The following is a 26,758-nucleotide window of genomic DNA, read 5'->3' as shown; positions in this document are numbered from 1 at the left end:
GGACGACACAAGCAAGGATATGGCCTCATGGCGGACCAGCGAATGCTCCAGTTTGTATCCGTACCACGGGACATGCCGGAGAAACGTGCGCCCAATCTACGCAAGCAGGATTTCAACGAAATCTATGCTGAATACGCGCGTGCGAAGGCAGAGGAACAGGCAGGGCGCTGCAGCCAGTGCGGCGTGCCCTATTGCCAGTCGCATTGCCCGCTGCACAACAACATCCCCGACTGGCTGCGCCTGACCGCGACCGACCGGCTTCAGGAAGCCTACGAGGTCAGCCAGGCCACCAACACCTTCCCCGAGATCTGCGGCCGCATCTGCCCGCAGGACCGCCTGTGCGAAGGCAACTGCGTCATCGAGCAGTCGGGCCACGGCACCGTCACCATCGGCTCGGTGGAGAAGTACATCACCGACACCGCCTGGGAAGAGGGCTGGGTCAAGTCGATCGCCCCGTCCCGGGAACGCACCGAGAAGGTTGCGGTCATCGGCGCGGGCCCGGGCGGCCTGGCGGCTGCCGACGCGCTGCGCCGCAAGGGCATCCAGGTCACGGTCTATGACCGCTACGACCGCGCGGGCGGCCTCCTGATGTACGGCATTCCCGGCTTCAAGCTGGAGAAGCAGATCGTCCAGCGCCGGATCGACCAGCTGGTCGAGGGCGGCGTCAAGCTGGTGCTGAACTGCAATGTCGGCGAGGACATCACCTTCGAGCAGCTCCGCCAGGAGCATGACGCGATCCTGATCGCCACCGGCGTCTACAAGTCGCGCGACCTGAGGGGGCCGGGCGCCGGCGCCGAGGGCATCGTGCGCGCCATTGACTACCTGACCGCCTCCAACAAGGTCAGCCTCGGCGACACCGTGGCCGAGTACGAGTCGGGCGAGCTGAACGCCAAGGACAAGAAGGTCGTCGTGATCGGCGGCGGCGACACCGCGATGGATTGCGTCCGCACCGCGATCCGCCAGGGCGCGACCTCGGTCAAATGCCTCTACCGCCGCGACAAGGCCAACATGCCCGGCTCGCAGCGCGAGACCCAGAACGCGGAAGAGGAAGGCGTCGAATTCGTCTGGCTTTCCGCGCCGAAGGGCTTCGCCGACCAGGACGGCAAGGTCTCGGGCGTGATGGTGCAGAAGATGCGCCTCGGCCAGCCCGACGCCTCCGGACGCCAGACCCCTGAGGTGATCGAGGGCGCGGATTACGTCGAGGATGCGGACCTGGTGGTCAAGGCGCTCGGCTTCGAACCCGAGGACCTGCCGGGCCTCTGGGGGCAGCCGGAGCTGGAAGTGACCCGCTGGGGCACCATCAAGGCCGATTTCCGCAGCCACGAGACCAGCCTGCCCGGCGTCTACGCGGTGGGCGACATCGTCCGCGGCGCCTCTCTGGTGGTCTGGGCAATCCGCGACGGGCGCGAAGCGGCGGACTCGATCCTCGCCAAGCTTGACGAAGCGGCTGCTGCCTCGGTCGCTGCCGAGTAACCGCGCCGCTGCGGCGCAACTGCCTAATTGATGATCTGCGCCGCATCTTTTCCGGCGCAGATCGGGCCAGCCGGACCGTCTGCGGGACCTGACTGGCGCGTGCATGGCATCCTGTGACGGGACCGCCCTGGCGCGAATCGTCAACGGGACTGCATCCCCGGCTCTTCCGGGGGCAGGGGCAACGGCGCAAGAGGCTGCCATGAGCGAAGAGACCCTGGAAGGCCGGTGCATGTGCGGGGCGGTCAAGCTGACCGTCCGGCCGAAGGCACCCGAACTGCATGCCTGCCATTGCAGCAGCTGCCGCCGCTGGACCGGCTCGGCCTTCGTCGAATTCGACGTGGCGCCGCAGGATCTGGCGGTCGAGGGCCCGGTGAAGAGCCGCGTGTCCTCGAACTGGGCGGAACGCGCCTGGTGCGACGACTGCGGCTCGGTCCTGTGGTACCACCTGACGGTGCCGGGCCAGGAATACTACGCGGTCAGCGCGGGGCTGTTCCCGAATTCCGGGGGCTTCGAGCTGACCAAGGAAATCTACATCGACCGCAAGCCCGACGGCTACCGTTTCGCGGGCAAGCGCAAGACACTGACGAAACATGAAGTTGAGGCGTTGTTCGCCTCCTCTGCAGAAGGGGAACCGCAATGACGAAATACGATGACGCCTGGGTGGCCGAAGAGGAAGCCAAGCGCGCCTTCATGGCCGAGCAGGGCATGTACCGGACCGAGGACGAGCATTCGTCCTGCGGCGTCGGCCTCGTCGTCTCGATCGACGGCAAGAAGAGCCGCAAGGTGGTCGAATCCGGCATCAAGGCGCTGAAGGCGATCTGGCACCGCGGCGCGGTCGATGCCGACGGCAAGACCGGCGACGGCGCGGGCATCCACATCCAGATCCCGGTTCCCTTCTTCTACGACCAGATCCGCCGCACCGGCCACGAGCCCGACACCTCCAAGCTGATCGCCGTCGGCCAGGTCTTCCTGCCGCGGACCGATTTCGGCGCGCAGGAGACCTGCCGGACGATCGTCGAGACCGAAGTCCTGCGGATGGGCTACTACATCTACGGCTGGCGCCACGTGCCGGTGGACATCTCCGTCCTCGGCGACAAGGCCAACGCGACCCGTCCGGAAATCGAGCAGATCATCATCTCGAACTCCAAGGGCGTCGACGAGGAAACCTTCGAGCGCGAGCTCTATGTCATCCGCCGCCGGATCGAGAAGGCGGCTGCCGCAGCGCATGTCAACGGGCTGTACCTCTGTTCGCTGTCGTGCCGCTCGATCATCTACAAGGGCATGATGCTGGCCGAGCAGGTCGCGGAATTCTATCCGGACCTGAAGGACAAGCGCTTCGAATCCGCCTTCGCGATCTACCACCAGCGCTATTCCACCAACACCTTCCCGCAGTGGTGGCTGGCGCAGCCGTTCCGCATGCTCGCCCATAACGGCGAGATCAACACGCTGAAGGGCAACACCAACTGGATGAAGTCGCACGAGATCCGCATGGCCTCCTCGGCCTTCGGCGAGCTCGCCGAGGACATCAAGCCGATCATCCCGGCCGCATCTTCGGACTCCGCCGCGCTCGACTCCGTGTTCGAGGTGCTGGTCCGCGCCGGCCGCTCGGCGCCCATGGCCAAGACCATGCTGGTCCCGGAAAGCTGGTCGCAGCAGGCGATCGAGCTGCCGGAAGCCTGGCGCGACATGTACAGCTACTGCAACTCGGTGATGGAGCCCTGGGATGGCCCGGCGGCGCTTGCCATGACCGACGGCCGCTGGGTCTGCGGCGGTCTCGACCGCAACGGCCTGCGCCCGATGCGCTATGTCGTGACCGGCGACGGCCTGCTGATCGCGGGCTCCGAGGTGGGCATGGTGCCGACCGACGAGTCCTCGGTTCAGGAGAAGGGCGCGCTCGGCCCGGGCCAGATGATCGCCGTCGACATGAAGGACGGCATCCTCTACCACGACGTGACCATCAAGGACATGCTGGCAGCGGCGCAGCCCTTCGGCGAATGGGTCGGCAAGATCAACAATCTCGAAGAGACCATGGTCGGCCTCCCCGAGGTTGCGGGCTTCGCGGGCGCGGAACTGCGCAAGCGCCAGATCGCGGCCGGCTACACGATGGAAGAGCTGGAGCAGATCCTCGCGCCGATGGCCGAGGACGGCAAGGAAGCGCTGGCCTCGATGGGCGACGACACGCCGTCGGCGGTCCTGTCGACCAAGTACCGCCCGCTGAGCCATTTCTTCCGCCAGAACTTCTCGCAGGTCACCAACCCGCCGATCGACTCCCTGCGCGAATACCGCGTGATGAGCCTGAAGACGCGCTTCGGCAACCTGAAGAACGTGCTCGACGAGGACAGCTCGCAGACCGAGATCATCACGCTCGACACGCCCTTCGTCGGCAATGCGCAGATGAAGGAGCTGGAGAAGCACTTCAACGCGCCGATGGTCGAGATCGACTGCACCTTCGGCGTCGATGACGGCCCCGAGGCGCTGCGCGATGGGCTGCAGCGGATCCGCGACGAGGCGGAGGAAGCCGTGCGCTCGGGGGCGGGCCACATCATCCTGACCGACCACCTGCAGAGCGAAACCCGCGTTGCTATGCCGATGATCCTGGCGACTTCGGCCGTGCACAGCTGGCTGACGCGCGAGGGGCTGCGGACCTTCTGCTCGCTCTGCGTCCGGTCTGCGGAATGCATCGATCCGCATTACTTCGCGGTGCTGATCGGCTCGGGCGCGACCATCGTGAACCCGTACCTGGCCGAGGACTCCCTGGCGGACCGGATCGAGCGCGGCCTGCTCGACATGACCCTGTCCGAGGCGATGCTGAACTATCGCCACGCGATCGACCAGGGCCTGCTGAAGATCATGGCGAAGATGGGCATCTCGGTCATCTCCTCCTATCGCGGCGGCCTGAACTTCGAGGCGGTGGGCCTCAGCCGCGCCATGGTGAACGAGTACTTCCCGGGGATGCCCTCGCGGATTTCCGGCATCGGCGTGCACGGCATCCAGCACAAGCTGGAAGCGGTCCATGAAAAGGGCTGGGGTCCCGAGACCAACGTCCTGCCGGTCGGCGGCTTCTACAAGGCGCGCAAATCGGGCGAGACCCATGCCTGGGAAGCGACCTCGATGCACATGCTGCAGGCGGCCTGCAACGGTGCCTCCTACGAGATGTGGAAGCGCTACTCGGCCAAGATGCGGGCGAACCCGCCGATCCACCTGCGGGATCTGCTGGACATCAAGCCGCTGGGCAAGCCGGTGCCGATCGAAGAGGTGGAATCCATCACCTCGATCCGCAAGCGCTTCGTCACGCCGGGCATGTCGCTGGGGGCGCTGAGCCCCGAGGCGCACAAGACGCTGAACGTCGCGATGAACCGGATCGGCGCGAAATCCGACTCCGGGGAGGGCGGCGAGGATCCGGCACACTTCATGCCGGAACCGAACGGCGACAACCCGTCGGCGAAGATCAAGCAGGTGGCATCGGGCCGCTTCGGCGTCACCGCCGAGTACCTGAACCAGTGCGAGGAACTCGAGATCAAGGTGGCCCAGGGCGCGAAGCCCGGCGAGGGCGGCCAGCTTCCGGGCATGAAGGTCACCGACCTGATCGCGCGGCTGCGCCACTCCACCAAGGGCGTCACGCTGATCTCGCCGCCGCCGCACCATGACATCTACTCGATCGAGGATCTGGCGCAGCTGATCTACGACCTGAAGCAGATCAACCCGCGCTGCAAGGTGACGGTGAAGCTGGTCGCCTCCTCGGGCGTCGGCACGATCGCGGCGGGCGTGGCCAAGGCGAAGGCCGACATCATCCTGATCTCGGGCCACAATGGCGGCACCGGGGCGTCTCCGGCGACCTCCATCAAGTATGCAGGTCTCCCGTGGGAGATGGGCCTCACCGAGGCGCATCAGGTCCTGTCGATGAACAACCTGCGCCGCACGGTCACGCTGCGCACCGATGGCGGCCTGCGCACCGGCCGCGACATCGTCATCGCCGCGCTGATGGGCGCCGAGGAATACGGCATCGGCACCGCGGCGCTGATCGCGATGGGCTGCATCATGGTCCGCCAGTGCCAGTCCAACACCTGCCCGGTCGGGGTCTGCACCCAGCGGGACGACCTGCGCGCCAAGTTCACCGGCAATGCCGACAAGGTGGTCAACCTGATCACCTTCTATGCCGAGGAAGTCCGCGAGATCCTCGCATCGATGGGCGCCCGCTCCATCGACGAGATCATCGGCCGCGCCGACCTGCTGAGCCAGGTCAGCCGGGGCTCCGCGCATCTGGACGATCTCGACCTGAACCCGCTTCTGCTGACCGTGGACGGGATGAAGGGCGCCAAGTACGACCGCCAGAAGCCGCGCAACGTGGTGCCGGACACTCTCGATGCCGAGATCGAGCGCGATGCCGAGCGGTTCTTCCGCGAAGGCGAGAAGATGCAGCTGAGCTACGCGGTGCAGAACACGCTGCGGACCATCGGCACGCGGACCTCGTCGCTGATCGTGCAGAAATTCGGCATGCGCAACGCGCTGCAGTCGGATCACCTGACGGTCAAGCTGAAGGGTTCGGCCGGCCAGTCGCTCGGCGCTTTCGCGGCTCCGGGGCTCAAGCTGGAAGTCGCGGGCGATGCCAACGACTATGTCGGCAAGGGCCTGTCGGGCGGCACGGTCGTGGTTCACCCGCCGATGGAGAGCCCGCTCTCCGCGGCCGAGAACACGATCATCGGCAACACCGTGCTCTACGGTGCGACCGACGGCTTCCTGTTCGCGGCAGGCCGCGCGGGCGAGCGTTTCGCGGTGCGGAACTCGGGCGCCAAGGTGGTGATCGAGGGCTGCGGCTCGAACGGCTGCGAATACATGACCGGCGGCGTCGCCGTCATCCTCGGCTCGATCGGCCCGAACTTCGGTGCGGGCATGACCGGCGGCATGGCCTATCTCTATGACGCGGACGGCAAGGCCGAAGCGCTGATGAACATGGAGACCCTGGTCACCTGCAAGGTCACGATGGAGCACTGGGAAGCGCAGCTGAAGGGCCTGATCGAGATGCACTACGCGGAGACCAAGAGCCGCCGTGCCGCCGAGATCCTGCAGCATTGGGACCTGGAGAAGGACAAGTTCGTCCAGGTCTGCCCGAAGGAGATGCTGATCCATCTTCCGGTGCCGCTGAGCGCGGAAGAGAAGGCGATCCCGGCCGAGTGAGCCGGGACACCCCTAAGAGACAGGAACAGCCGCCCCCGGGGCGGCTTTTTCCGTTGCAGGATAGGCGGCGATCGAGGGCAGGGGGGACTGCGGTGCAAGGGGCGGGAGGGCATCGCGGCGGCCGCGCCTGCCGGTGCGCCGGGTCCCGGTTCCCGGTCCGGCGCGGGGAGGGCGCGCGGGCAGCCTCAGGTCTGGAAGATCTGCTGGGCCTTCTGGCGCGAGCCCACATGTTGCCGCTCGTTCAGGACAGCATCCACGCGCAGGGCGTTCGTGCCGAGCTGGACAGCGATTTCCTGCTGTCCCTGGCCCCGCCAATGCAGGATCCAGGCGTCGACCGCCTGGTCGAACGTCATGAAAAATGCCGCGGCATGGTCGCCGGAGGGGCTTACCGCGGAGACCGGTGCGATATACATGGTCGCCTACTCCTCAGGGTCGGGCACGGAATGCGCCGTCTTGGACAAATCTTCAGCGCTGAATTATTAAAGAATGCCTTCGGGGCGCCGTCCAGTTTGTCTTTCGTTCAAATTCGTTAGAGCTTTACTGACTTCATCCCCGGTTAACCGTGATCGCCGCGTCAGCCTGCGCCTTGACCGCTGCGGAGCGGCATGGTTTCTCGCTGTCATGGGGCGCAAGGCAGCAAAGAAGACGGCGAAGAAGGCGCCGCCGCGGAAGCTCCGCTTTCCGGTGAAGCGGTGGCTGTTCAGAGGGGCATTGGGCCTTCTGGCGGCGGTTGCGCTGATGATCGGCGCCTATGCCGTGCTGCCGGTCCCGATCACGCCCTACCAGGTCTCCGAGGCCCGGCGCCTGCATGGAATCGAGAAGGAATGGGTTCCCGTTCAATACATTAGCCCGGTCATGCTGCGCTCGGCCGTGGCGGCGGAGGACGCGAATTACTGCGAGCACTGGGGTTTCGACATTGCCGCGCTGCGCACGGCCATCGCCGGCGGCGCGCAGCGCGGCGGCTCGACGATTTCGCAGCAGACGGTCAAGAACGTGTTTCTCTGGCAGGGCCGCAGCTGGCCGCGCAAGGCGCTGGAGGCGCTGCTGACGCCGGCGGTGGAGCTGGTCTGGTCCAAGCGGCGACTTCTTGAAATTTACCTTAACGTCATCGAATTCGGTGACGGAATCTTTGGCATCCAGGCGGCGTCGCGGCATTATTTCGGTCTGGACGCTGCGGATCTGAGCGCGGTTCAGGCGGCGCGGCTGGCAGCGATTCTGCCGGATCCGAAGGACCGTTCGGCCGATGCGCCGAGCTCTTTCGTGCGCCGCCGCGCCGCCCAGATCCTGGACGGCGCCGAGACCATCCGCCGGGACGGGCGGGCGGATTGCTTTGCGGGCTGAGGCGCCCGGGAACTTTTATTGACGCAAGGTCATGCGTGCCGGGGCGGCTGGTCAGCCGCTACGGTTCCGCGGCCGGGCGTGCTTTTTTTGACGCGACCGGCACAGTCATGCGGCGGGGGATCGATGGACGCAGTGGCGATTGAGAACGGCATGTCCGGTGCGATGGACAATATCGAGGGCACGGTGCTGACCGGCTGGGTCTCCGGCTTGCCGCCCGCCCGGGTCGGGCTCTGGCGCGACGGCAGCCGAATCGCCGCGGCCGAGCCCTGGGACCGCCCCTTTCCCGCGCACATGAAGGACAGATGCGCGGGCTTCCGGCTCGCCCTGCCCGAAGGACTGGCGCCGTCCGAGCTGTTCTCCGGCGGGGCCGAACTGCGCATGGAGGCCGAGGGCGGGCATGTCCGGCTGCCGATCTGGGCGCCGGTCGCGCTGACCACGCTGGTACGCGATCTCGGCCAGGAGGAACTGGACATCGCGCTTGGCCGTCTCGGCCCGGACCAGAGGGCCAAGCTGGGCCTGGGCGCGGCCCTGCCCGAAGAGCTGACCGGCGGCATTCCCCGCTGCGGGACGGTGTCGCCGGACCAGGCGGCGCGGGTCGGGCGGGACAGCATGCTGCTGCTGCATGCCGGCAGCAACGGGCTGGACAAGCTCTATGCGGACGGTCGCGGGAACATCCCCGAGGCGGCCGCCTGGGGCGAACTGGCCGCCGCGCGCCGGGCGAAGGCGCGCGCGCTCGGGGTGACTTACCTCCAGGCGCTGATGCCCGAGAAGAATTCCCTTGCGTCGGCCTTCGATCCGCACCGCCAGGCCGTGCCGAGCCAGATCTACCGCCAGGCGGCGCGCAGCATGGCGGCGAAGGAGCCGGGCTATGTCTTCGTCGACTGGTACAACGGCTTCCGCGGGTCGATGTCGCCGGACGCGATCTTCCGGCGCAAGGACACCCATCTGACCACCTTCGGCGCGCATGCCGCCATGGCGCGGCTCTACCGGCTGCTCGCCGCGGCACCGCTGCCGCTGCGGGTTTCGGGGCTGCTGCAGGCGGTGCAGCTCGAGTCCGACCTGGGCGGCCGGTTCGCGGAACAGGCGGAGGAAACCGTCTATCTCGCCGAGGCGCTGGCGCGGATGGACGGGCAGGGCCCGGTGCCCGCGCCCGAGCTGGCCGACAGCTACGTGCCGCCCAAGGGCTACATGGAGACGATGATGCATTGGCGCTGCGCGGCTGCACCGGATCCGCGCCGGGTGCTGGTCTTCGGCAATTCCTTCTTCGCCACCGGCGAGAATTCCACGCAGCTCTCGTTCTGGATCTCGCGGCTATTTGCCGAGACCAAGTTCGTCTGGAGCCCGGCCTTCGACTGGGATCTGGTGCGCGACTTCGCCCCGGACATCGTCATCGGCCAGACGATCGAGCGGTTCCTGATGGAAGTTCCGGCAAGCTGACCGGCCGGCGGCCGCCCGGCGCGGCCAATCCGGCGGCGGGCCATGGACATCTCCCGGACGGCGCGGCTAGAGAGGAGCGCAGGCAAACCGAGGCGCATCTTCCATGATCAAGCTCTACCATGTTCCCCTGTCTCCCTTCTGCCGGAAGGTCCGGCTGGTTCTCGCGGAGAAGCGGCTCGAGGTCGATCTGGTGGAGGAGCGCTACTGGGAGCGCGACCCCGACTTCCTGCGCCGCAACCCCTCGGGCAAGGTGCCGGTGATCCGCATCGACGGCATGACGATGGGCGAAAGCTCGGCGATCTGCGAATATCTCGAGGAGACCTATCCGACCCCGGCGCTGATGCCGCAGGACGCCAAGGAGCGCGCCGAAGTGCGCCGCCTGGTCGGCTGGTTCGACGACACGTTCTTCCGCCAGGTGACCGTCAACGTGCTCTACGAGCGGGTGAACAAGAAGATCACCAAATCGGGCTATCCCGACAGCCGCGCGGTCAAGCAGGGCCTGACCGCGATCAAGTTCCATCTCGACTACATGACCCAGCTCCTCGACCAGCGCCGCTGGCTGGCGGGCGACGTGATGACCATGGCCGATTTCGCCGCCGCGGCGCATCTGAGCTGCCTGGACTACACGTCGGACGTGGACTGGCACCGCAGCGCGGCGGTCAAGGACTGGTATGCCAAGATCAAGAGCCGCCCGGCCTTCCGCGGCCTGCTGGCGGACCAGGTGGCGGGCTTCATCCCGCCCGCGCATTACGCCGACCTGGATTTCTGAGCCAGGCTGACCCGGGCGGCGGCGGGCCGCCCGGCCGGAGGACCCGATGGACCGAGCCGCGCTGAAGGAGAGGCTCCGCGCCGAGGCGGAGGAGGCGGGCTTCGCCGCGATGGGCATCTGCCGTCCCGATGCCGTGCCCGGACTGCCGGAGCGGCTGGCTGTATTCCTGGAGGATGGCCGCCACGGCCAGATGGGCTGGATGGCCGAGCGCACCCAGTGGCGTGCCGATCCTGCGGCGCTCTGGCCGGACTGCCGCTCGGTGGTGATGCTGGCCGAAAGCTACGCGCCGCGCCATGATCCGCTGGCGGTGCTGGACCGGCCGGACCGCGGCGGCATCAGCGTCTATGCCCATGGCAAGGATTACCACGATCTGGTCAAGAAGCGGCTGAAGCGGGTCGGGCGCTGGCTGATCGCGCAGGCGCCGGGCAGTGAGATCAAGGTTTTCGTCGATACGGCCCCGGTGATGGAGAAGCCGCTGGCCGCCGCCGCCGGGCTCGGCTGGCAGGGCAAGCACACCAACCTGTTGGGCCGCGGCATCGGCAACTGGGTGTTCCTCGGCGCGATCTTCACCACGCTGGAGCTGCCGGTCGACGAACCGGGACAGGAGCGCTGCGGCTCCTGCCGCCGTTGCCTCGATGCCTGCCCGACAGGGGCGTTTCCGGCGCCGTTCCAGCTCGACGCCCGCCGCTGCGTCTCCTACCTGACGATCGAGCACAAGGGGCCGGTCGACCCGGCGCTGCGCGAGGGCCTCGGCAACCGGATCTATGGCTGCGACGACTGCCTCGCGGTCTGCCCCTGGAACAAGTTCGCCGCCGAGGCGCGCGAAATGCGTTATTTCGCGGCCAATCCCGAGCCGCCGGAACTCGCCGAGCTGGCCTATCTCGACGACGCGGCTTTCCGCGCGCGCTTTGCCGGATCGGCGGTCAAGCGGATCGGCGTGGCGCGCTTCCTGCGCAACGTGGCCTATGCGATCGGCAATTCCGGGCTTGCCGCGCTGCGTCCGGCGGCGCTGCATCTCGCGGATCACCCGGACCCGGACGTGGCGGAGGCGGCCGCCTGGGCACTGGCGCGGCTGCCGCAGTAGCGCGGGCAGGGTTTTACCGTTTCGAAGGACAAGCGGTGGCAGGCTGCGCGCGGGGACGCGTGCGAGTCCCGAAATTCTGCGACCGGGATTTGCCACGATGGACATTCATGCCGAAAACAAGGCCGCCCTCGCGCGGTTCCGTGCGGCGCTCTACGATTTCGACAAGAGCCGGGCGCGCGAGGTTGCGGCGGAACTTTTCGCTCCGGGCGCGCCGGTGCACCTGTCGCATCCGTTCAACAAGCTCAGTGGCCAGAGCGCGATGCTCGAGGCCGCGATCCTGCCGCTGGCGCAATGCTTCCCCGATCTGGAACGGCGCGACTTCATCGTCATTGCCGGGGAAAGCGAAGCGGGCCAGTGCTGGGTCGGCTGTTCCGGCTACTATCTGGGCACCTTCCGGCGACCCTGGATGTCGATCCCGGCCTCCGGAAAGGTCGCGACGGTGCGCTTCCACGAATTCTACCGCTTCAAGGAGGGCCGGGTGGTCGAGGTGCAGGCGCTGTGGGACATCGTCGACCTGATGAAGCAGGCAAATTGCTGGCCGCTGGTGCCGTCGCTGGCGCGCGAATGGACCGTGCCGCCGCCTGCAACGCTGGACGGGCTCTGTCCGTCCGGCGACGGGGCGCAATCGGCAGCCTTGGTCGCGGACATGCTGCGCCAGCTCGAGAATGTCGATGCCGGCGGCGGCCCGCCGGTGCAGCAGGAGGCCTATTGGCACCCACGCTGCAATTGGTACGGGCCCGCGGGGATCGGCACGACGCGCAATCTCGACGGGCTCAGGCGCGGCCATCAGCGGCCCTTCCTGAATGCGATGCCCGACCGCGAGAAGAACCTGAAGACCGCCCATGTCTTCGGCGACGGCAACTATGTCGGTTATACCGGCTGGCCGGGCTGGAAGATGACGCTCAGCCGCGACGGGTGGCTCGGCATCCCGCCGATGGAGAAGCCGCTGACCATGCGGTCAATGGATTTCTGGCGGGTGGAGAACGGGCTGATCCGCGAAGCCTGGACGCTGGTCGACCTGCTTGACGTCTATAACCAGCTCGGGGTCGACGTTCTGGGGCGGATGCTGGAACTGACCGGGCAGAAGGAATGGCTGTGAGGGTTGGGCGGGACCGGGCAGCCGGATTGTTTGGAGGGACGCCGCGGCTGGCCACCGGGCCGCAGGCCTCCGGGGAGAGCAGGATGCTTCGCAGCGCAGACCGTCTGGAAGACGTGCCGGACCTGATCCGGGCAGCCACCGAGGAAATCTGGGACCGGCGCGGGCGCAGCGGCGCGGTGCGCGACTTCTACCATGGCGAGGTGGTCCGCAAGAGCCCGCTGGGGCTTGCCGTCGGCGACGCAGCCGCGCAGCGCGAGGTGATGGCCACGGCCAGCGAGTTCCCCGACCGCGAAATCCTGACCGAGGACGTGATCTGCCGCGGGCTGGGCGGGCAGGGCATCCTCGCCAGCCAGCGCATGGTGTCGCGCGCGACCCATTCGGGCAGCGGCCTGTTCGGCGCGGCCAGCGGCCGCTCGCTGGCCTGGCGCAGCATGGCGGACCGCCGTGTGGTCGAGGGCCGCATCGCCGAGGAATGGGTGGTCACCGATACCGGCGGCATCCTGCGCCAGCTCGGCCAGTCGCCGCAGGCCTGGATGCAGGCAATCCTCGACGAAGGGCCGGTCGAGAGGCCGCTCGATCCGGAAACCGATCCCGCCGACCCGGCGCAGCAGCCCGATCCGCGCGACGAAGCCGGGGCGCGGCTGGCCGATCTGGTCGAACGGCTGATGGGGGCGGATTTCGCGGCGGTGGAGCAGTGCTATGACCCGGGCTGCGCGCTTTCCTATCCGGGCGGGACGGAGGGGCATGGCCCGCAGGATGCCGACCGGTTCTGGCTCCCGCTGCGGGCCGCTTTCCCCGATGCCGTGCTGACCGTCCATCACGCCGCGGGCCGCTGCGATCCGCAGATGCCGCCGCGCGCGACCTTGCGCTGGTCGCTCTGGGGAGGACATTCCGGCTGGGGCAGCTTCGGGGCGCCGAGCCAGGCGATGGTCCACGTGATGGGGATCACCCATGCCGAGTTCGGGCCGAGGGGCCTCCGCCGGGAATGGACTCTCTTCGACGAGACCGCCATATGGGCGCAGATCCTCGCACAGAGGGGCTGACAGGGAGATTTCCGATGCGCCTGGTCCTGAGGGGGCTGATCCTCGTGCTCGCCGCGTCCTGGGGCTGGCTGGCCTGGAGCGGCAACGGGGTCCTGGTCTGGCAGCAGCGGGCAGAAGACCAGCTCATCTGCAGCTATGCGACGGCGCTCGATCTGGTCGAGGTCTCCTATTTCCGGCAGCCCGACGGCCCCCTGGGCCGCGACCGCTGTCCGCTTCGCCTGCCGCTTGCCGGAGTGGGGCTCTCCGGCAGCTAGGTTTGGCGCGGCCTGCTCGGGCCGGGGGCAAAGGGGCTCCAGTTTCCGGCGAAACGTTTGAATATGGTGCGCTTCGGGGGGATCTCTTTGTTGTGCCGGTTGGGGCACTGCAAGATTTCTCGAAGACCGTTTGCCGCGTTGCTTTCCGGGCGCCGAATCCGTCGTGGCGCCCCCGTCACGGTCGAAACTGCGCGCCGTTCCGCAATTGGCTGGTGCGCCCGGCTGCCATCCGTCCCGGTGGCAATGGCGGCCGGAACTGGCGCCGTGACTTTCCGCACGGCGTTGCTGCCGGGGCAGGCCCGGGGAGGTTATGCAGCCCCGGTCCCGGTGCAAGGCCGCACTGGAGGCCATCATGGGCCGGGCATCTCCCGGAATTCGGCACAGTCGAAGGCGAAGGACGAGCGGCCATCGCTGTTGGTTCCGTTTGGACCTGCCGTGTGTTCGAAATCTTCTGCGACTTGACCAGCGGGTGCAGTTGAGTGCTCGACATGGCATTTCCGGGCGTGATCCGACGCTGGGCATGCGGGGAGCAGCGCTCGATTGGGGAGAGTTGCCCATTGAGGCGCCGTTGGTCCGAGCCCAATTGGAGACCCGGCGGACCGGGCTGTCCCGGATCGGCATCGTGGCAGAACTCATCTGTCGTGGAAATTCATGTCGTGAATCCCATGGGGTAAGTCCCCATCATGGCGAAGTCCGAACCTGTCCGCTACCGTACGGCGAACTGGAAATCCTGCAGTGAGCCGTTGTTGCGCCATTGGTCCGAGCGAAAGGGCGAACGTGTTCGAGCGGCACGGCTCACCGCTCGCCTGGCAAGATAGGGGCATGGCCTGGCTCGCCCCCAAGGCAGGCACGTCCGGACGTCCGCGGGTCTTCTCCGACGCGGCGATCCAGTGTTGGTACATTCTATCCTGGCTTGCGACATCTCCACTATTCTTCGTGAAAACAGGAGATTGCCCGATGGCACATGTCGAGCTCGACCTCAGGGAACGGCGGATCATCCAGAAGCTTTCCGACCAAGGCGTGCGCGTGGCCGAGATCGCAGAGCAAGTCAGCGGCCACCGTTCCACGATCTGCCGGGACCTCGAAGTGAGGCGGTCCCCGAAATCCGGACACGCTGCCAAGCTTGCCGCCAATGGCGCCCGGGCTGCGCGCGCTGCGCCACGGCACCACGCTGGCGCTGGCGAACAAGGAAAGCCTGGTCTGCGCCGGGCCGCTGCTGATGGAGACCGCGCGCCGCCACGGCGCCACGATCCTGCCGGTCGACAGCGAGCATTCCGCCGTCTTCCAGGCGCTGCAGGCCGAGGATCTGTCCTCGGTCGAGCGCCGGGTGGGTCGCGAAGAGGTTGTCCATCTTGCCGCCATGCAGCGGGTTGATGATGAACATGTGCGCGGTCGCCGGATTGCGCTCGGCCGCCATGTTGTCGATCCGCGGCGCCGTGCGCTGCAGCCCTTCCAGCGCCGAGGCCAGCCATTCGGGATTGCCGCAGATCTCGGCACCGATCCGGTCGGCCTCGTATTCGCGCGAGCGCGAGATCGCCATCTGCACCAGCGAGGCGGCCAGCGGCGCCAGGATCATCAGCGCGATAGTGCCGACGATCCCCACCCGCTCGCGGCTGCCGCCGAAGAACAGCGCGAAATTCGCCAGCATGGAGATCGCGCCTGCGAAGGTCGCGGTCACCGTCATGATGGCGGTGTCATGGTTTCGGATATGCGCGAGCTCATGCGCGACAACCCCCGCCACCTCCTCGCGGCTGAGATTGCGCAAGAGCCCGGAGGTCACGGCCACGGCGGCGTTCTGCGGATTGCGGCCGGTGGCAAAGGCATTGGGCTGCGGCTCGTCGATCAGGTAGACGGCCGGCAGCGGCAGATCCGCGCGCTCCGAAAGCTGGCGGACCATGTCGTTGAGCCCGTAGCGGTCCCCCGGCGCCAGGTACTGCGCGTTGTGCATCCGCAGCACCATCTTGTCGGAGTTCCACCAGCTGACGGCATTCATCGCCCCGGCCGCCACCAGCGCGATCAGCGCACCGCCGCTGCCGCCGATCAGGTAGCCCACGCCCATGAACAGCGCCGTCATCGCGGCCATCAGCATTGCGGCAGCTCGGGAAGGCTGTCATAGAGCCCGCGCGCGGCGCTCCAGGCGATCGGTCGCCGAGGGCAGGTCGGAGGCCGAGGGGATCAGCTCGGTGCAGGAAAACGCCACATCCCCGGGCGCCGTTGACGGATCGTCGAGCTGCGCCTCCAGAACCGCCATGTCGCGCGCCGTTGCGCAGGCATCGCGGATTTCCCAGGCCAGTGCCGCCGCCACAACCGCCGCGCCCGCGACCGGGATCGCCTCCGGCCGGGGCGCCGGCTGCCGCGTCCGCGGGCAGGGTCAGGCCCAGCTCCGCGAGGATGCGCAGCAGCGTGCCGCCGCAGGCGCCGGAGGTGCCGAGCAGGATGACCGCCTTTTTCCGGGGCGGCTGGGGCTTCGATTTCAGGGACCGTTTCCGTGCGGATGCCGTTGCCATGCCGTGCACCCTCAAGCCGGTTTCGAGGAGAGCTGGCGGAGTTTCGCCAGGTCGCGCTGCATTGCCGAAACGGAGGTCTCGAGCTCGGTGATCCGCTGTGCCTGGCTCAGCGACAGCGTCACCAGATGCTCGATCATGCGGTTGCGCAGCTCGGCCACGTCCGGGATCTTGTGCGCCTTGCGGGCATCCTTGCGGATGTCGGTGCCGTAGATCTCCGCGATCTGGTCGAATAGGACCGACTGGCCGTCGATGATGTCGTCGGTGTTGCTGTAGTCGAACAGGTCGTCCGACAGGGTCTGCAGGTCCGGCGAGGCGGTCAGGTCGAGAGCGGCCATCACGCGGTCGAACTCGACCGGCAGGACCGGACCTTCGTGCAGGCCGTTGAACACCGCGCGCAGCACGTTCTCTGCCGGGTCCTTGCGTTCCAGCGTGTTCTTCTCGGGCGGCGGCAGGTAGAGGCCGAGCAGGTCGGAGAAGTCCGAGACGACCTCCATGCCGCGTTTGAAATGGCGCAGCTCGACCAGGTCGCGGTGCTCGCGCGCCCAGGCGCGCAGGCCGGAATAGGTCGCGATCATCGCCTTGGTGGCGTCGCGGTAGGTCGGGATCTTGCCCGGCATCGTCTTGTGGTAGAGCGCCCACTGGTTGTAGGCGGAGGGCAGCCAGCTGTGCGGATCGCGGGCGTAGATGACTACCTTGACGTCGCACATGGTCTTCAGCTGCGCCAGGAAGGGCGAGAACTGTAGCGGATAGCCGTAGATCGACTCGTTGGAGATGATGAAGCGGTCATTGCCGGTATTGTCGGCCAGCTCCTTCAGCGCGGCATGGTAGTTGACCGCATGCTGCTGCATCTCCTCGGGCGAGGAGGCGAAGAAGCGGTCCTGGCCGTCATAGCCCTGGAAGGCAGGCGACAGGATCTTGAACCACAGCCCGAGATACTGGACGCCCAGCCTGGCCAGGTGCTCTTCGTTGGCATCGAGAACCGCCTGGATCGAGGAGGTTCCGGTCTTGCCCATGCCGACGTGAAAAATTGCTTCCATTACTCTTACACCCTCTGCTCGTCGGGCTTGCTGACGAAGATCGCGCCGAGGCCTTCCTTGACCGCCATCGCGGGCCAGAGCCGCTCGATCAGGTGGAATTCGGTGCCGTCATTCGCGATCGGTTCGTTCGGCCAAGGATAATCCGCGCCGAAAAGCCCGTTCATCGCGTCGATGACCGGGCGGCGCACCCAGAACATGTTGCCCACCGGGAAGACCAGCGGGTTCTTGGGCAGCGGTCCGGGCAGGCGCGGCTCGAACTTCCCGGCAAGCCGCCGCGAGGCGTTCCAGCCGACGAAATGCGGCTCGAAGGGCGCGACGAGGCCGGCGCCCGGCTGGCCGATCTCCGACAGCGCCGAGGACAGGCCCTGCGCGTCGCCCAGGAGGATGCGCATCAGGAAGCGCCGCCAGATGTCGCCGCCGGTGGTCGAGGTCAGGGATTTCTTCTGGTGGATGTGGCACCAGATCTCGTCCTCGGGATACTGATCCTGCGGCAGGAACATCTGCAGGAAGGGCAGGATGTCGCGGCCGCGGTTGGCCACCAGCCGGATCTCGGGCGCCAGCCCCTCGGCGCCCATGATCGACGTGATCTCGTCGGCCTTCTGCTCGGTATCGGTGGTCACCACGATGCGCTTGGCATGGCGGTAGGCGACGTGGCGCTTGAGGTCCTCGGCGATCTCGTCCGTGTAGAAGGCGTGGATGTGCATCGAGAAGTCGGGCACGGCAGCGGGATCGGCGGGCGCATGGGGCACGATGCGGCAGCCCTTGTGGATCCAGTTCTCCGAGCCCGCCAGCTCGCGTGCGGCCTCGCCCGGGTCGCGCCACAGCATCCGGCGGCCGTAGCGCAGGATCTTCTGGCGTTCCGCGACCCGCAGGCTGCGGTCTTCCTCGCTGGCGGTGTACAGGATCGGCAGGTCGATCTCGGTCTCGCCGGCCACGAAATAGTCCTGGCTGGCCAGCCGGTCCTCCAGCGCGTCGCGGATCGCCTCGAAGAGCCGGGGCATTTCGGGTGCGGGCACCGGTTCGGCCGAGGGCTCCTTGCGCGGCAGCGCCAGGAGCGTGTCCACTGCCGCGGCGGGGTTGCCGTATTCCACCTCGGAGTAATGCGCCGCCTCGCGGTAGCGGTCATCCGAGAAGCCGGTCGCCCCGGCGAAACTGACGATCCGGCAGCCGCGCTCGGTCGCGTCGAAGACCACGTTCGGCAGCGGATCGAGCCGCGAAGACACGAACATCGCGTCCGCGGCCTTGAGCACGTCGAAGTAATGCGGCCCCGCGGGCAGGAAGAACAGGTTGCCCTGCGGATCGCCGGAGCCTGCCTGGCGGATGTGGTAGTCGAACCAGACGCCGAAGCCGATATCCTCGATGTTCTGGCCGTCGCCGATCCACAGGAACACCGTGTCGGGATCGCGCGCCGCGGCGATCTGCGAGGCCATGACGAAGATGTCGGTGCCCTTGCGCCACTGGATGTGCCCCGCGCCGCAGACCAGGCGGACCTTGGACAGGTCGCGGCCCAGCAGCTCGGACAGGCTGCGCCGCGCGCGCAGGAAGTCGGAACCGTCGACCCGGCCGAACACGTCCGGGCGCTGCGGCACGATCACCGTGTCGCGGGCCATGTCGAATTCGATGTCGGCCAGCCGTCCCGACCAGGAGTCGCGGACATGCTCGGAGGAATAAATCACCAGGTCGGCGAAGAGGCCGAGCGTGGTGGAGGTCCAGACCGGGAAGGAATAATCCGCGAATTCATGCAGGTAGGCGGCGAAGGGAATGTCGCGCGCGACCAGCGGCGCGACGAAGAGCGCGCATTCCACCGAGTTGAGGACCGCGAATTCGATGGTGTCGAAGGCCGGACCCTGCAGATAGGGGAAATCGGTCTGCGGATTGGGCGAGACCACCACCTCGCAGGCATGTTCCAGGAACTGGTCCATCAGCTCGCCGCCGCGCAGCGCCGCGACGACCACGTTGTAGTCCTTCGACGCCTCGCGCAGCAGGTCGCGGCCGACGATCGGCGCGCCGGTGCGCGACATCTCGTGCACCGCGATCATGCAGGTCGGCCGGTCCGGGCGGAACGGAACCTTGCCTTTCTTCTGGTTGCGGCGGACATCCGCCAGCGTGCGGCGGGTCTGTTCGCGGTAGCCGTAGCGCAGGTAGTGATGCAGCGGATCCATGCCCGCGGCGACGATGTCGGGATGCCATTTCAGGTAGCCCTTCATCGAGAAGTTGGAGACCAGCGCGTCGACCGGATCGCCGAGCTGGATCAGCTCGCAGGCGAGCTTCAGCGCCTCGGGCTCGCCGGCCTCGACGGCCGCGCAGAGCTCCGGCTCGATCAGCAGGAAGTCCAGCGCGGCGTCAATGCCCGGCGCCTGGCTGCGATGGATGTCGTAGAAGGTCGCGATCCGGTCGTCGCGGCCCTCGCGGGCGCGGAAATGCGCCTCCATGGCGGCACGGTCCCCGGCCAGGTCGGGATGCATCGCGGCATAGATCTCGGGGTCGAAGCGGAAGTCCGGGCGCTTGTCCAGGACCCGGGCCATCACGGCGTATTTGCGCCAGATATCGTCGAGCATGGGCCTACCTATCGAAACCGGCGGAAAGCAGGTCGGCGAACTGGCGGTCGGTCAGCCCGTCCGTCCGGATTGCCGAGGCGAAAGCGGGCAGCAGCGGCCCCGAAGCGGTGATGCCGTCGATCTGAAGCCAGGCCAGGCGGTCATCGGCGGTGAAGCCCGTGCTGAGCGGCGCGTTCGGCGCGGCCATTGCGGCCTCGTCCCGGAGCTCTGCCAGGCCGGGGTCGAACGCCATGACGAGCGGCTCGATGTCCCGCGCCAGCCGGTAGCGCAGGAAGCGCACCGCCGAGCAGAACAGTTCTGCCGCATTACCGGGCAGCTGCAGGTAGTCGATCACGGCCGTTCCGCCGCCAGCCTCCGGCCGGCCGTCGCCCCCCGAGGCCTCGCGCAGCAGGCAAAGGGAAAGGTCCGGCCAAATTTCCCGAATGCTGCCAGTTACTTGGGCGGAGCCTGATATGGAGGGGGAGAGTATCAACATTTCTACAGAAAACTACCTGATGCAGGGCCGTCATTGCGGAACATCAACATGTTCCCATGCGATAATTAAACAGGCACATGCGGGGGGTCCATCCGAATATGGTGGATGAATCATCGCACCCCCAGGTGGCTCGCAAACTGCGCCAGGGGTGCCGAAGCTCTGACCGCCCTGCGCAGGGCGGCGGCAGGAAGCTGCCGTCAGGCGCCTGCGACGAGTTTGGCGGCCTCCAGCTTGGCGGCCCAGACCTCGTCGAGCGTCCGGCGCAGCTTCTGCCCCGGACGTCCGAGCCACAGGTCGATCGCGTTTCCGATGGCCTGCAGCGCCCAGTCGGCGAGTTCCATCCGCAAGGCGTCCGATGCGCCGGGCAGCCGCGCCTCGAGGCATCCCGCCAGATCTGCGCGCAGGCTGCGCAGGTGCTGGTCGAGCAGCGAGCGCACCTTGCCGTTTTCGTGGATGATCGGACCGAGTGCGCGGATGATGTCTTCGTCTCCCGACAGGTCGTCGAGATGGCGGTCGAGGAACCGCTTCAGGTCGTCGGGCAGCGGGCCGGTCCCCGCGCGCAGCCCGGCGCGGGCCTCTTCGGAAAACGGCGGCGGAAGACCGACGGACGCGGCCTCCTTGTTCGTATAGTAGTTGAAGAAGGTGCGCGGGCTGACGCCCGCCGCCTCGGCGATGGCGTCGGTCGTGACGTTGTCGAGGCCGCGCTCCGTCGCCAGGCGCAGCGTGGCGCGCTGGATTTCGCGGGCCGTCTCGATGCGCCGCCGCTCTCTTAACGGAACTGTCATCCCGCAATCCTTGCTGTCTCTGCAAACTATGCACTATGTGCAAAATTAAACAGGTTCAGTCAAGGGTTCCGGACATGAGTGCAAAGGGTCTGGCGGCGGGTGCCGCGATCGGGCTTGCCGCCATCGCTAGCGCGGCATCGGCCCAGCAGCAAGATGGCGCGCCGCCGATGGAAGTCGGCACAATCGAACTCCACAGGCAGCAGGTGCCGCGGGTGGTGACGCTGCCGGGGCGCGCGGTGGCCTACCAGTCGGTGGACGTGCGGCCGCGGGTCGACGGGGTGGTCGAGGAAATCCTCTACAAGCCCGGCCAGCCGCTGTCGGTGGGCGATCCGCTGTTCCGCATCGACGACGCCTCCTACCGCGCACAGGTGGCCTCGGATGCGGCGGCGCTGGCCACGGCGGAGGCCAACCTGCCGGTGGCGCAATCCGACTACAGCCGTGCCCAGCAGCTTGCCGGGCGCGGCTATACCGAGGCCGAGGTCGAAAGCGCCCGCGCCGCGCTGGCCGAGGCCGAGGCAACGCTCGACGCGGCGAACGCGGCGCTCGACTATTCGCGCACCCAGCTCGGCTGGACAACGATCTCCAGCCCGATCGAGGGCCGTCCGGACGTCGCGGCCGTCTCGGTCGGCGATCTGGTCACGGCGGGGCAGGCGGATGCGCTGACCACCATCGTGCAGTCCGACCCGATCTATGTCGACATGCTGGAGGCCTCGGCGCGGATGATCTCGGTGCGCCAGCAGATCGAGGCGGGCGAGCTGACGATGAGCAGCGACCTCGCGGCCACGCTGACGCTGGAAAACGGCAGCATCTATCGCGGCACCGGCACGCTGGTCAGTCCCGGCACCACCGTCTCGACCACCACCGGCACCTTCACGCTGCGGTTTTCCTTCGACAATCCCCATAATGTCATCCTGCCCGGCATGTTCCTGCGAGGCGACATCACCATCGGCACGACCGATGCTTTCCTGGTGCCGCAGCGCGCCGCCACGCGCAACAGTTCCGGCCAGCTGACCGCCTATCTGGCGGGCGGGGACGGGCAGTCGCACCAGGTGACGCTCGAGGACGAGGGCAGCTACGGGAATGCCTGGATCGTCTCGGAAGGGCTCGGGGAGGGCGATCTGCTGATCGTCGACGGGCTGCGCGCGATGGCCGACGGCCAGGCGGTCCGCCCGGTGCCGGTGGAAATCGACGGCGACGGCGTGACCCGCGACCTCGCCGACGGCGCGGGCGACTGATCCATGGCCAGTTTCTTCATCCGCCGCCCGGTCTTCGCCTGGGTGCTGGCGATCATCGTCATGCTCGCGGGCGCCTTCGGCCTGACCAGCCTGCCGATCTCGCAATATCCCGAGATCGCGCCCACCACCGTGCGGATCAGCGCCACCTATACCGGCGCCTCCGCGGAAACCGTCGAGAATTCCGTGACCACCGTGATCGAGGACGGCATGACCGGGCTCGACGGGCTGATCTACATGACCTCCTCGACTTCGCAGGGCTCGGGCAGCATCTCGCTGACCTTCGATGACACGGTCGATCCCGACATGGCGCAGGTCCAGGTGCAGAACCGGCTGCAGCTGGTGCAGTCGCAGCTGCCGAACCCGGTGACGCAACAGGGCGTGCGGGTCAATCGCTCGACCAGCTCGATCCTGCTGGTCGGCGCGCTGGTCTCGCCCGACGGGCGCTATTCCTCGCTGGAACTCGGCGACATCCTCGGCTCGACCGTCGAGGACCCGGTGCAGCGCACCGAGGGCGTCGGCTCGATCAACTCCTTCGGCTCGTCCTACGCGATGCGGATCTGGCTCGATCCGGCGCGGCTCTACCAGTACCAGCTGACCGCGGCCGACGTGACCGCCGCGGTGAGCGAGCAGAACACCAATGTCACCGTCGGCAGCCTGGGCGACCAGCCCGCCGCCAAGGGCCAGCAATTCACCGTCGCGCTCTCGGCGCAGTCGCAGCTGACCTCGGTCGCGGATTTCCAGCGCATCCTGCTGAAGACCAACGAGGACGGCTCGGCGGTCTACCTCGCCGACGTGGCGCGGGTGGAGATCGGCGCGGAAAGCTACGGCAGCTCCAGCCGCCAGAACGGCGCGCCCGCGGCGGGCTTCGGCGTCAACCTCGCCACCGGCGCCAATGCGGTGGAGACCGCCGCGCGGGTGCGCGCTGTGCTCGGCAACCTCGCGGACTCGCTGCCCGAAGGCGTCCAGATCGAATATCCCTACGACACCTCGCCCTTCGTCGAACAGTCGATCAGCCAAGTCTACCACACGCTCGGCGAGGCGGTGGTGCTGGTCTTCCTCGTCATCCTGCTCTTCCTGCAGAGCTGGCGGGCGACGATCATTCCGACCATCGCGGTGCCGGTGGTGCTCCTGGGCACCTTCGGGGTGCTCGCGGCCTTCGGCATGTCGATCAACACGCTGACCATGTTCGCGCTGGTCCTCGCCATCGGCCTCCTGGTCGACGACGCCATCGTGGTGGTCGAGAATGTCGAGCGCGTCATGGAGGAGGAGGGGCTCGACGCGGCCGCGGCCACCGAGAAATCGATGGGCGAGATCTCCTCGGCGCTCGTCGGCATCGTCATGGTGCTCTCGGCGGTGTTCCTGCCGATGGCCTTCATGTCGGGCTCGACCGGCATCATCTACCGGCAGTTCTCGGTCACCATCATCTCGGCCATGGTGCTGTCGCTCTTCGTGGCGCTGATCCTGACGCCGGCGATGTGCGCCTCGCTGCTGAAACCGTCGCATGGCGCGCCGAAATCCGCGCCCCTGCGCTGGTTCAACGGCGGGCTCGACCGGCTGACCGGCGGCTACGGCCGGACGGTCGGGCGCCTCGCGAAACGGCCCTTCCGGATGCTCGTGCTGCTGGCGGCGACGGGATTCGGGGCGTGGTGGGTCTATGACCGGGTGCCGAGCTCGTTCCTGCCGACCGAGGACCAGGGCGTGCTGATGGCGATGATCACGCTGCCGGACAGCGCCACCACCCAGCAGACCGCCGATGCGGTCGCGCAGATCGAGAGCTACATGCTCGGGGAGCAGTCCGATGCCGTGGCCTCGGTCTTCTCGGCGGTCGGCTTCTCCTTCGGCGGATCGGGGCAGAACGCGGCGATGATGTTCATCAAGCTCAAGCCCTACGAGGACCGCCCCGGCATCGGCGCTGCCGATGTGATGAATGCCGCCAACGGCCGGTTCTTCAACAGCCGCCTCGGCCAGGTCTTCTTCCTGCAGCCCCCGGCCATTCCCGGCATGGGCACCAGCTCGGGCTTCTCGATGTATCTCGTCGACCAGCGCGGCAACGGCCAGGACGCGCTGAAGGAGGCCGCCGACGCGCTGGTCGCGGCCGCCACCGAGGACGGGCGGGTCACCTCGCTGCGGGGCAATGACGACAACCCGACGCCGACGCTCAGGCTCGACATCGACCAGCAGAAGGCCGAGGCTTTCGGCGTGTCGCTGTCGGACATCAACACGATGCTGGCGACGGTCTTCGCGGGCAGCTATGTCAACGATTTCCCGATGGGCAACGACTTGCGCGAGGTGATCGTCCAGGGCGGCGCCGACTGGCGGATGCAGCCCGAGGACATCGACGCCTGGTACATCCGCAATTCCGGTGGCGAGATGGTGCCGCTGGCCGCGCTGATGTCGCGCAGCTGGGACAGCGAGATGCCGCGCCTCGCCCGCTACGGCGGCACGCGGGCGCTCGAGATCTCGGGCTCGGCGGCGGCGGGCGTCAGCTCGGGCGACGCGATGGCGGCGATGGAGGAGCTGACGGCGGATCTCGGCGGCGGCTACGGTTCCGCCTGGACCGGGCTCAGCTACCAGGAGCGGCTGTCGGGCAACCAGGAGCCGCTGCTCTACACGCTCTCGGCGCTGGTGGTTTTCCTCTGCCTCGCGGCGCTCTACGAAAGCTGGACGGTGCCCTTCGCGGTGATGCTGTCGGTGCCGGTCGGCATCCTCGGCGCGCTGGTCTTCACCTGGCTCTCCGGCCAGTCGAACGACGTCTATTTCAAGGTGGGCCTCTTGACCACGATCGGCCTGGCGGCCAGAAACGCGATCCTGATCGTCGAATTCGCCGAAACGCTGCGCAAGGAGGGCAAGGAGCTGCTCGGGGCCACGGTCACCGCCGCCGGACAGCGGCTGCGGCCGATCCTGATGACCTCGCTGGCCTTCGGCTTCGGCATCCTGCCCCTGGTCCTCGCCTCGGGCGCGGGCGCCAATGCGCAGAGGTCGATCGGCACCGGGATGATGGGCGGCATCATCTTCTCGGCCGTGATCGGGATCGTGATGGTCCCCGTGTTCTATGTCGCCGTGTTGAAGGCCGTGGGCATGGTGCGCCGCCGGCCGCAGGAGGTTCCTTCGTGAGAGTGTCATCCGTACTCGTGCTGCTGGCCGTTTCCGGCTGTGCCGTCGGCCCCGTCTTCCAGCGCCCCGAAGCGCCCTTGTCCGCGCGCTTCTCGGCGGGCGATGCCGGCTCGATCGGCGCGGTTGCCGGCGAGGCCTGGTGGCAGGATTACCGTGACCCGGTGCTGAACGAGCTGGTGGCGCGCGGGCTGCGCCAGAACCTCGACGTGATGGCTGCCAGCGAGCGGATCCGCCAGGCCGAGGCCAACCTGCGGGCGACCGGCGTCAATGCCGCCGCCTCGGGCTCGCTCGACGGGTCGCGCACCCGCCAGGGCGGCGAGGCGGTCGACGGCATCCAGACCATCGACAATGCCGATCTGGGCGCCTCCTTCGTGATCGACCTCTTCGGCGGCATCCGCCGCGAGCGCGAGAGCGCGATCGCCTCGCTCGCCTCGGCCCGCGCCGAGGTGGAGACCACGCGGCTGGCCTGGCTGGCGGAGCTGATCGCCGCCTATTCCAACGCGCGCTACTACCAGGAGGCGCTGGCTCTGGCTCGCGAGACGATCAGCGCGCGCGAGGAAACCGTGGACATCACCCGCATGCAGTTCCGGGCGGGCGGCGCGACCAGATACGAGGTCGCCGAGGCCGAGGCGCTGCTGTCGAACGCGCGCGCGGCGGTGCCGCAATACGCGGCGCTGTTCGACGCGAATGTCTATGCCATCGCCAGCCTGCTCAACGAGCCCGCCGGTCCGATCCTGCAGAGGATGGACGGCGGCGCGCCGCAGCTCCGGACTCCCGCGGGCGGGCAGACCGGCGTGCCTGCCGACCTGCTGCGCAACCGGCCCGACGTGCGCAGCGCGGAATCCGATCTTGCGGCGGCGGTGGCCGAGGTCGGCGTGGCCGAGGCGGCGCTCTATCCGTCGCTGTCGCTCAGCGGCTCGGTGGGACGTGCCGACGGCGTCGACAGCTGGTCCTTCGGTCCCTATCTGAGCCTGCCGGTCTTCAACCAGGGCCTGCTGCGCGCCCGCCGCGACGCGCAGATCTCGGCGGCGAAACAGGCCGAGATCGCCTGGCGGTCCTCGGTCACCGCCGCCGTGGAGGATGTCGAGGTCGCCGGGTCGAACCTGAGCCGCTACCGCCAGCGCGCCGCGGCGCTGCGCGATTCTCCGTCGCGGCGACGCAGGAGGTCTGCTGCGCCAGCAGCGCGGCCTGCCGAACCCGCGAGAGGCCGCGGCCATGCAACCCCGTGCCGTCCAGCCCCGCGGCGCAGGCCTGGAACCTGCCTGTTGCCAGATCGGGGACCCGCATGCCGATGGCCTTCGTCATGGCCTCGCCCTCCGCCGGGGCCTTACGAAGGGACCATCAAGGCCTGCGGGATGCCGTCGGGGGGCGA

Annotated in this window: 18 protein-coding genes and 3 pseudogenes; 14 read left to right on the top strand and 7 right to left on the bottom strand. The window is 67.8% G+C overall.

Annotated elements, in window-relative coordinates; all coding sequences use genetic code 11:
* Positions 1–27: 27 nt before the first annotated feature.
* From C7T91_RS16180 to gltB, 3 genes are all read left to right on the top strand, one after another.
* Positions 28–1,473: an NAD(P)-dependent oxidoreductase gene (locus tag C7T91_RS16180; RefSeq protein ID WP_108260150.1), complete on the top strand. Its 1,446-nt coding sequence runs from the start codon at positions 28–30 to the stop codon at positions 1,471–1,473.
* Between the two features lie 199 nt (positions 1,474–1,672).
* Complete coding sequence (locus tag C7T91_RS16175; protein WP_108260149.1) at positions 1,673–2,113, top strand: GFA family protein; 441 nt, start codon at positions 1,673–1,675, stop codon at positions 2,111–2,113.
* Positions 2,110–6,648 carry a glutamate synthase large subunit gene (gltB, locus tag C7T91_RS16170; protein WP_108260148.1) on the top strand — a complete coding sequence of 1,513 codons (4,539 nt, stop codon included), beginning with the start codon at positions 2,110–2,112 and terminating at the stop codon, positions 6,646–6,648. Before C7T91_RS16175 ends, gltB begins: the two co-directional genes overlap by 4 nt.
* Positions 6,649–6,833: 185 nt before the next feature.
* On the opposite strand, the gene C7T91_RS16165 is transcribed toward gltB, so the two are convergent.
* Positions 6,834–7,061, bottom strand: coding sequence for a hypothetical protein (locus C7T91_RS16165; protein ID WP_108260147.1), 228 nt, complete (start codon positions 7,059–7,061; stop codon positions 6,834–6,836).
* Positions 7,062–7,269: 208 nt separating this feature from the next.
* Between C7T91_RS16165 and mtgA the strand changes: the two genes are divergently transcribed.
* The 8 genes and pseudogenes from mtgA to C7T91_RS38520 all read left to right on the top strand — a co-directional run.
* Positions 7,270–7,989, top strand: a complete 720-nt coding sequence (gene mtgA / locus C7T91_RS16160; protein ID WP_108260146.1) for a monofunctional biosynthetic peptidoglycan transglycosylase — start codon at positions 7,270–7,272, stop codon at positions 7,987–7,989.
* A 132-nt stretch (positions 7,990–8,121) separates the two neighbouring features.
* Positions 8,122–9,426: a hypothetical protein gene (locus C7T91_RS16155; RefSeq protein ID WP_145962912.1), complete on the top strand. Its 1,305-nt coding sequence runs from the start codon at positions 8,122–8,124 to the stop codon at positions 9,424–9,426.
* A 103-nt stretch (positions 9,427–9,529) separates the two neighbouring features.
* Positions 9,530–10,195: an FtsZ-binding protein FzlA gene (fzlA, locus tag C7T91_RS16150; protein WP_108260144.1), complete on the top strand. Its 666-nt coding sequence runs from the start codon at positions 9,530–9,532 to the stop codon at positions 10,193–10,195.
* Between the two features lie 46 nt (positions 10,196–10,241).
* Positions 10,242–11,279: a tRNA epoxyqueuosine(34) reductase QueG gene (gene queG / locus C7T91_RS16145; RefSeq protein ID WP_108260143.1), complete on the top strand. Its 1,038-nt coding sequence runs from the start codon at positions 10,242–10,244 to the stop codon at positions 11,277–11,279.
* A gap of 97 nt (positions 11,280–11,376) precedes the next feature.
* Positions 11,377–12,378, top strand: coding sequence for an ester cyclase (locus C7T91_RS16140; protein ID WP_108260142.1), 1,002 nt, complete (start codon positions 11,377–11,379; stop codon positions 12,376–12,378).
* An 83-nt stretch (positions 12,379–12,461) separates the two neighbouring features.
* Entirely contained in the window at positions 12,462–13,421 is a 960-nt protein-coding gene (locus C7T91_RS16135; protein ID WP_108260141.1) for a nuclear transport factor 2 family protein, read from the top strand.
* A gap of 14 nt (positions 13,422–13,435) precedes the next feature.
* Positions 13,436–13,675: a YobH family protein gene (locus tag C7T91_RS16130; protein WP_108260140.1), complete on the top strand. Its 240-nt coding sequence runs from the start codon at positions 13,436–13,438 to the stop codon at positions 13,673–13,675.
* A 1,132-nt stretch (positions 13,676–14,807) separates the two neighbouring features.
* Positions 14,808–14,999 (top strand): annotated as a pseudogene (locus C7T91_RS38520) (1-deoxy-D-xylulose-5-phosphate reductoisomerase); the annotation flags it as partial.
* Here C7T91_RS38520 and htpX read toward each other — a convergent pair.
* From htpX to C7T91_RS16100, 6 genes and pseudogenes are all read right to left on the bottom strand, one after another.
* Positions 14,991–15,764: pseudogene (htpX, locus tag C7T91_RS16125) on the bottom strand (zinc metalloprotease HtpX); the annotation flags it as partial. The pseudogenes C7T91_RS38520 and htpX sit on opposite strands and share 9 nt — an antisense overlap.
* A gap of 21 nt (positions 15,765–15,785) precedes the next feature.
* Positions 15,786–15,980 (bottom strand): hypothetical protein, encoded by a 195-nt coding sequence (locus C7T91_RS16120; protein ID WP_108260138.1) that lies wholly within the window; start codon positions 15,978–15,980, stop codon positions 15,786–15,788.
* Positions 15,981–16,193: 213 nt separating this feature from the next.
* Entirely contained in the window at positions 16,194–17,219 is a 1,026-nt protein-coding gene (locus C7T91_RS16115) for a polysaccharide biosynthesis protein (protein WP_145962911.1), read from the bottom strand.
* A 5-nt stretch (positions 17,220–17,224) separates the two neighbouring features.
* Entirely contained in the window at positions 17,225–19,777 is a 2,553-nt protein-coding gene (locus C7T91_RS16110; RefSeq protein ID WP_108260136.1) for a rhamnan synthesis F family protein, read from the bottom strand.
* A gap of 4 nt (positions 19,778–19,781) precedes the next feature.
* Entirely contained in the window at positions 19,782–20,111 is a 330-nt protein-coding gene (locus C7T91_RS16105) for a hypothetical protein (protein WP_108260135.1), read from the bottom strand.
* Positions 20,112–20,449: 338 nt separating this feature from the next.
* Positions 20,450–21,037 carry a TetR/AcrR family transcriptional regulator gene (locus C7T91_RS16100; RefSeq protein WP_108260134.1) on the bottom strand — a complete coding sequence of 196 codons (588 nt, stop codon included), beginning with the start codon at positions 21,035–21,037 and terminating at the stop codon, positions 20,450–20,452.
* A 74-nt stretch (positions 21,038–21,111) separates the two neighbouring features.
* On the opposite strand from C7T91_RS16100, the gene C7T91_RS16095 reads away from it, so the two are divergent.
* The 3 genes and pseudogenes from C7T91_RS16095 to C7T91_RS16085 form a co-directional block, all read left to right on the top strand.
* Positions 21,112–22,272 carry an efflux RND transporter periplasmic adaptor subunit gene (locus tag C7T91_RS16095; RefSeq protein WP_108260133.1) on the top strand — a complete coding sequence of 387 codons (1,161 nt, stop codon included), beginning with the start codon at positions 21,112–21,114 and terminating at the stop codon, positions 22,270–22,272.
* A 3-nt stretch (positions 22,273–22,275) separates the two neighbouring features.
* On the top strand, positions 22,276–25,386 hold the full coding sequence (locus C7T91_RS16090) for an efflux RND transporter permease subunit (protein WP_108260132.1): 3,111 nt from the start codon (positions 22,276–22,278) through the stop codon (positions 25,384–25,386).
* Positions 25,383–26,516, top strand: a pseudogene (locus tag C7T91_RS16085) (efflux transporter outer membrane subunit); the annotation flags it as partial. The gene C7T91_RS16090 and the pseudogene C7T91_RS16085, both read left to right, overlap by 4 nt.
* Positions 26,517–26,758 lie beyond the last annotated feature (242 nt).

Source organism: Mangrovicoccus ximenensis, assembly GCF_003056725.1.
Lineage (GTDB): Bacteria > Pseudomonadota > Alphaproteobacteria > Rhodobacterales > Rhodobacteraceae > Mangrovicoccus > Mangrovicoccus ximenensis.
Note: the sequence above shows the minus strand (reverse complement) of the source record. Positions and strands in the feature narration are given on the sequence as shown.

What these genes read in the sequence shown, in the direction of transcription:
- C7T91_RS16180 (WP_108260150.1), top strand. Translation starts at nt 28, where the DNA reads ATGGCGGACCAGCGAATGCTCCAGTTTGTATCCGTACCACGGGACATG.
- C7T91_RS16175 (WP_108260149.1), top strand. Translation starts at nt 1,673, where the DNA reads ATGAGCGAAGAGACCCTGGAAGGCCGGTGCATGTGCGGGGCGGTCAAG.
- gltB (WP_108260148.1), top strand. Translation starts at nt 2,110, where the DNA reads ATGACGAAATACGATGACGCCTGGGTGGCCGAAGAGGAAGCCAAGCGC.
- C7T91_RS16165 (WP_108260147.1), bottom strand. Translation starts at nt 7,061, where the DNA reads ATGTATATCGCACCGGTCTCCGCGGTAAGCCCCTCCGGCGACCATGCC.
- mtgA (WP_108260146.1), top strand. Translation starts at nt 7,270, where the DNA reads ATGGGGCGCAAGGCAGCAAAGAAGACGGCGAAGAAGGCGCCGCCGCGG.
- fzlA (WP_108260144.1), top strand. Translation starts at nt 9,530, where the DNA reads ATGATCAAGCTCTACCATGTTCCCCTGTCTCCCTTCTGCCGGAAGGTC.
- queG (WP_108260143.1), top strand. Translation starts at nt 10,242, where the DNA reads ATGGACCGAGCCGCGCTGAAGGAGAGGCTCCGCGCCGAGGCGGAGGAG.
- C7T91_RS16140 (WP_108260142.1), top strand. Translation starts at nt 11,377, where the DNA reads ATGGACATTCATGCCGAAAACAAGGCCGCCCTCGCGCGGTTCCGTGCG.
- C7T91_RS16135 (WP_108260141.1), top strand. Translation starts at nt 12,462, where the DNA reads ATGCTTCGCAGCGCAGACCGTCTGGAAGACGTGCCGGACCTGATCCGG.
- C7T91_RS16130 (WP_108260140.1), top strand. Translation starts at nt 13,436, where the DNA reads ATGCGCCTGGTCCTGAGGGGGCTGATCCTCGTGCTCGCCGCGTCCTGG.
- C7T91_RS16115 (WP_145962911.1), bottom strand. Translation starts at nt 17,219, where the DNA reads ATGGAAGCAATTTTTCACGTCGGCATGGGCAAGACCGGAACCTCCTCG.
- C7T91_RS16110 (WP_108260136.1), bottom strand. Translation starts at nt 19,777, where the DNA reads ATGCTCGACGATATCTGGCGCAAATACGCCGTGATGGCCCGGGTCCTG.
- C7T91_RS16100 (WP_108260134.1), bottom strand. Translation starts at nt 21,037, where the DNA reads ATGACAGTTCCGTTAAGAGAGCGGCGGCGCATCGAGACGGCCCGCGAA.
- C7T91_RS16095 (WP_108260133.1), top strand. Translation starts at nt 21,112, where the DNA reads ATGAGTGCAAAGGGTCTGGCGGCGGGTGCCGCGATCGGGCTTGCCGCC.
- C7T91_RS16090 (WP_108260132.1), top strand. Translation starts at nt 22,276, where the DNA reads ATGGCCAGTTTCTTCATCCGCCGCCCGGTCTTCGCCTGGGTGCTGGCG.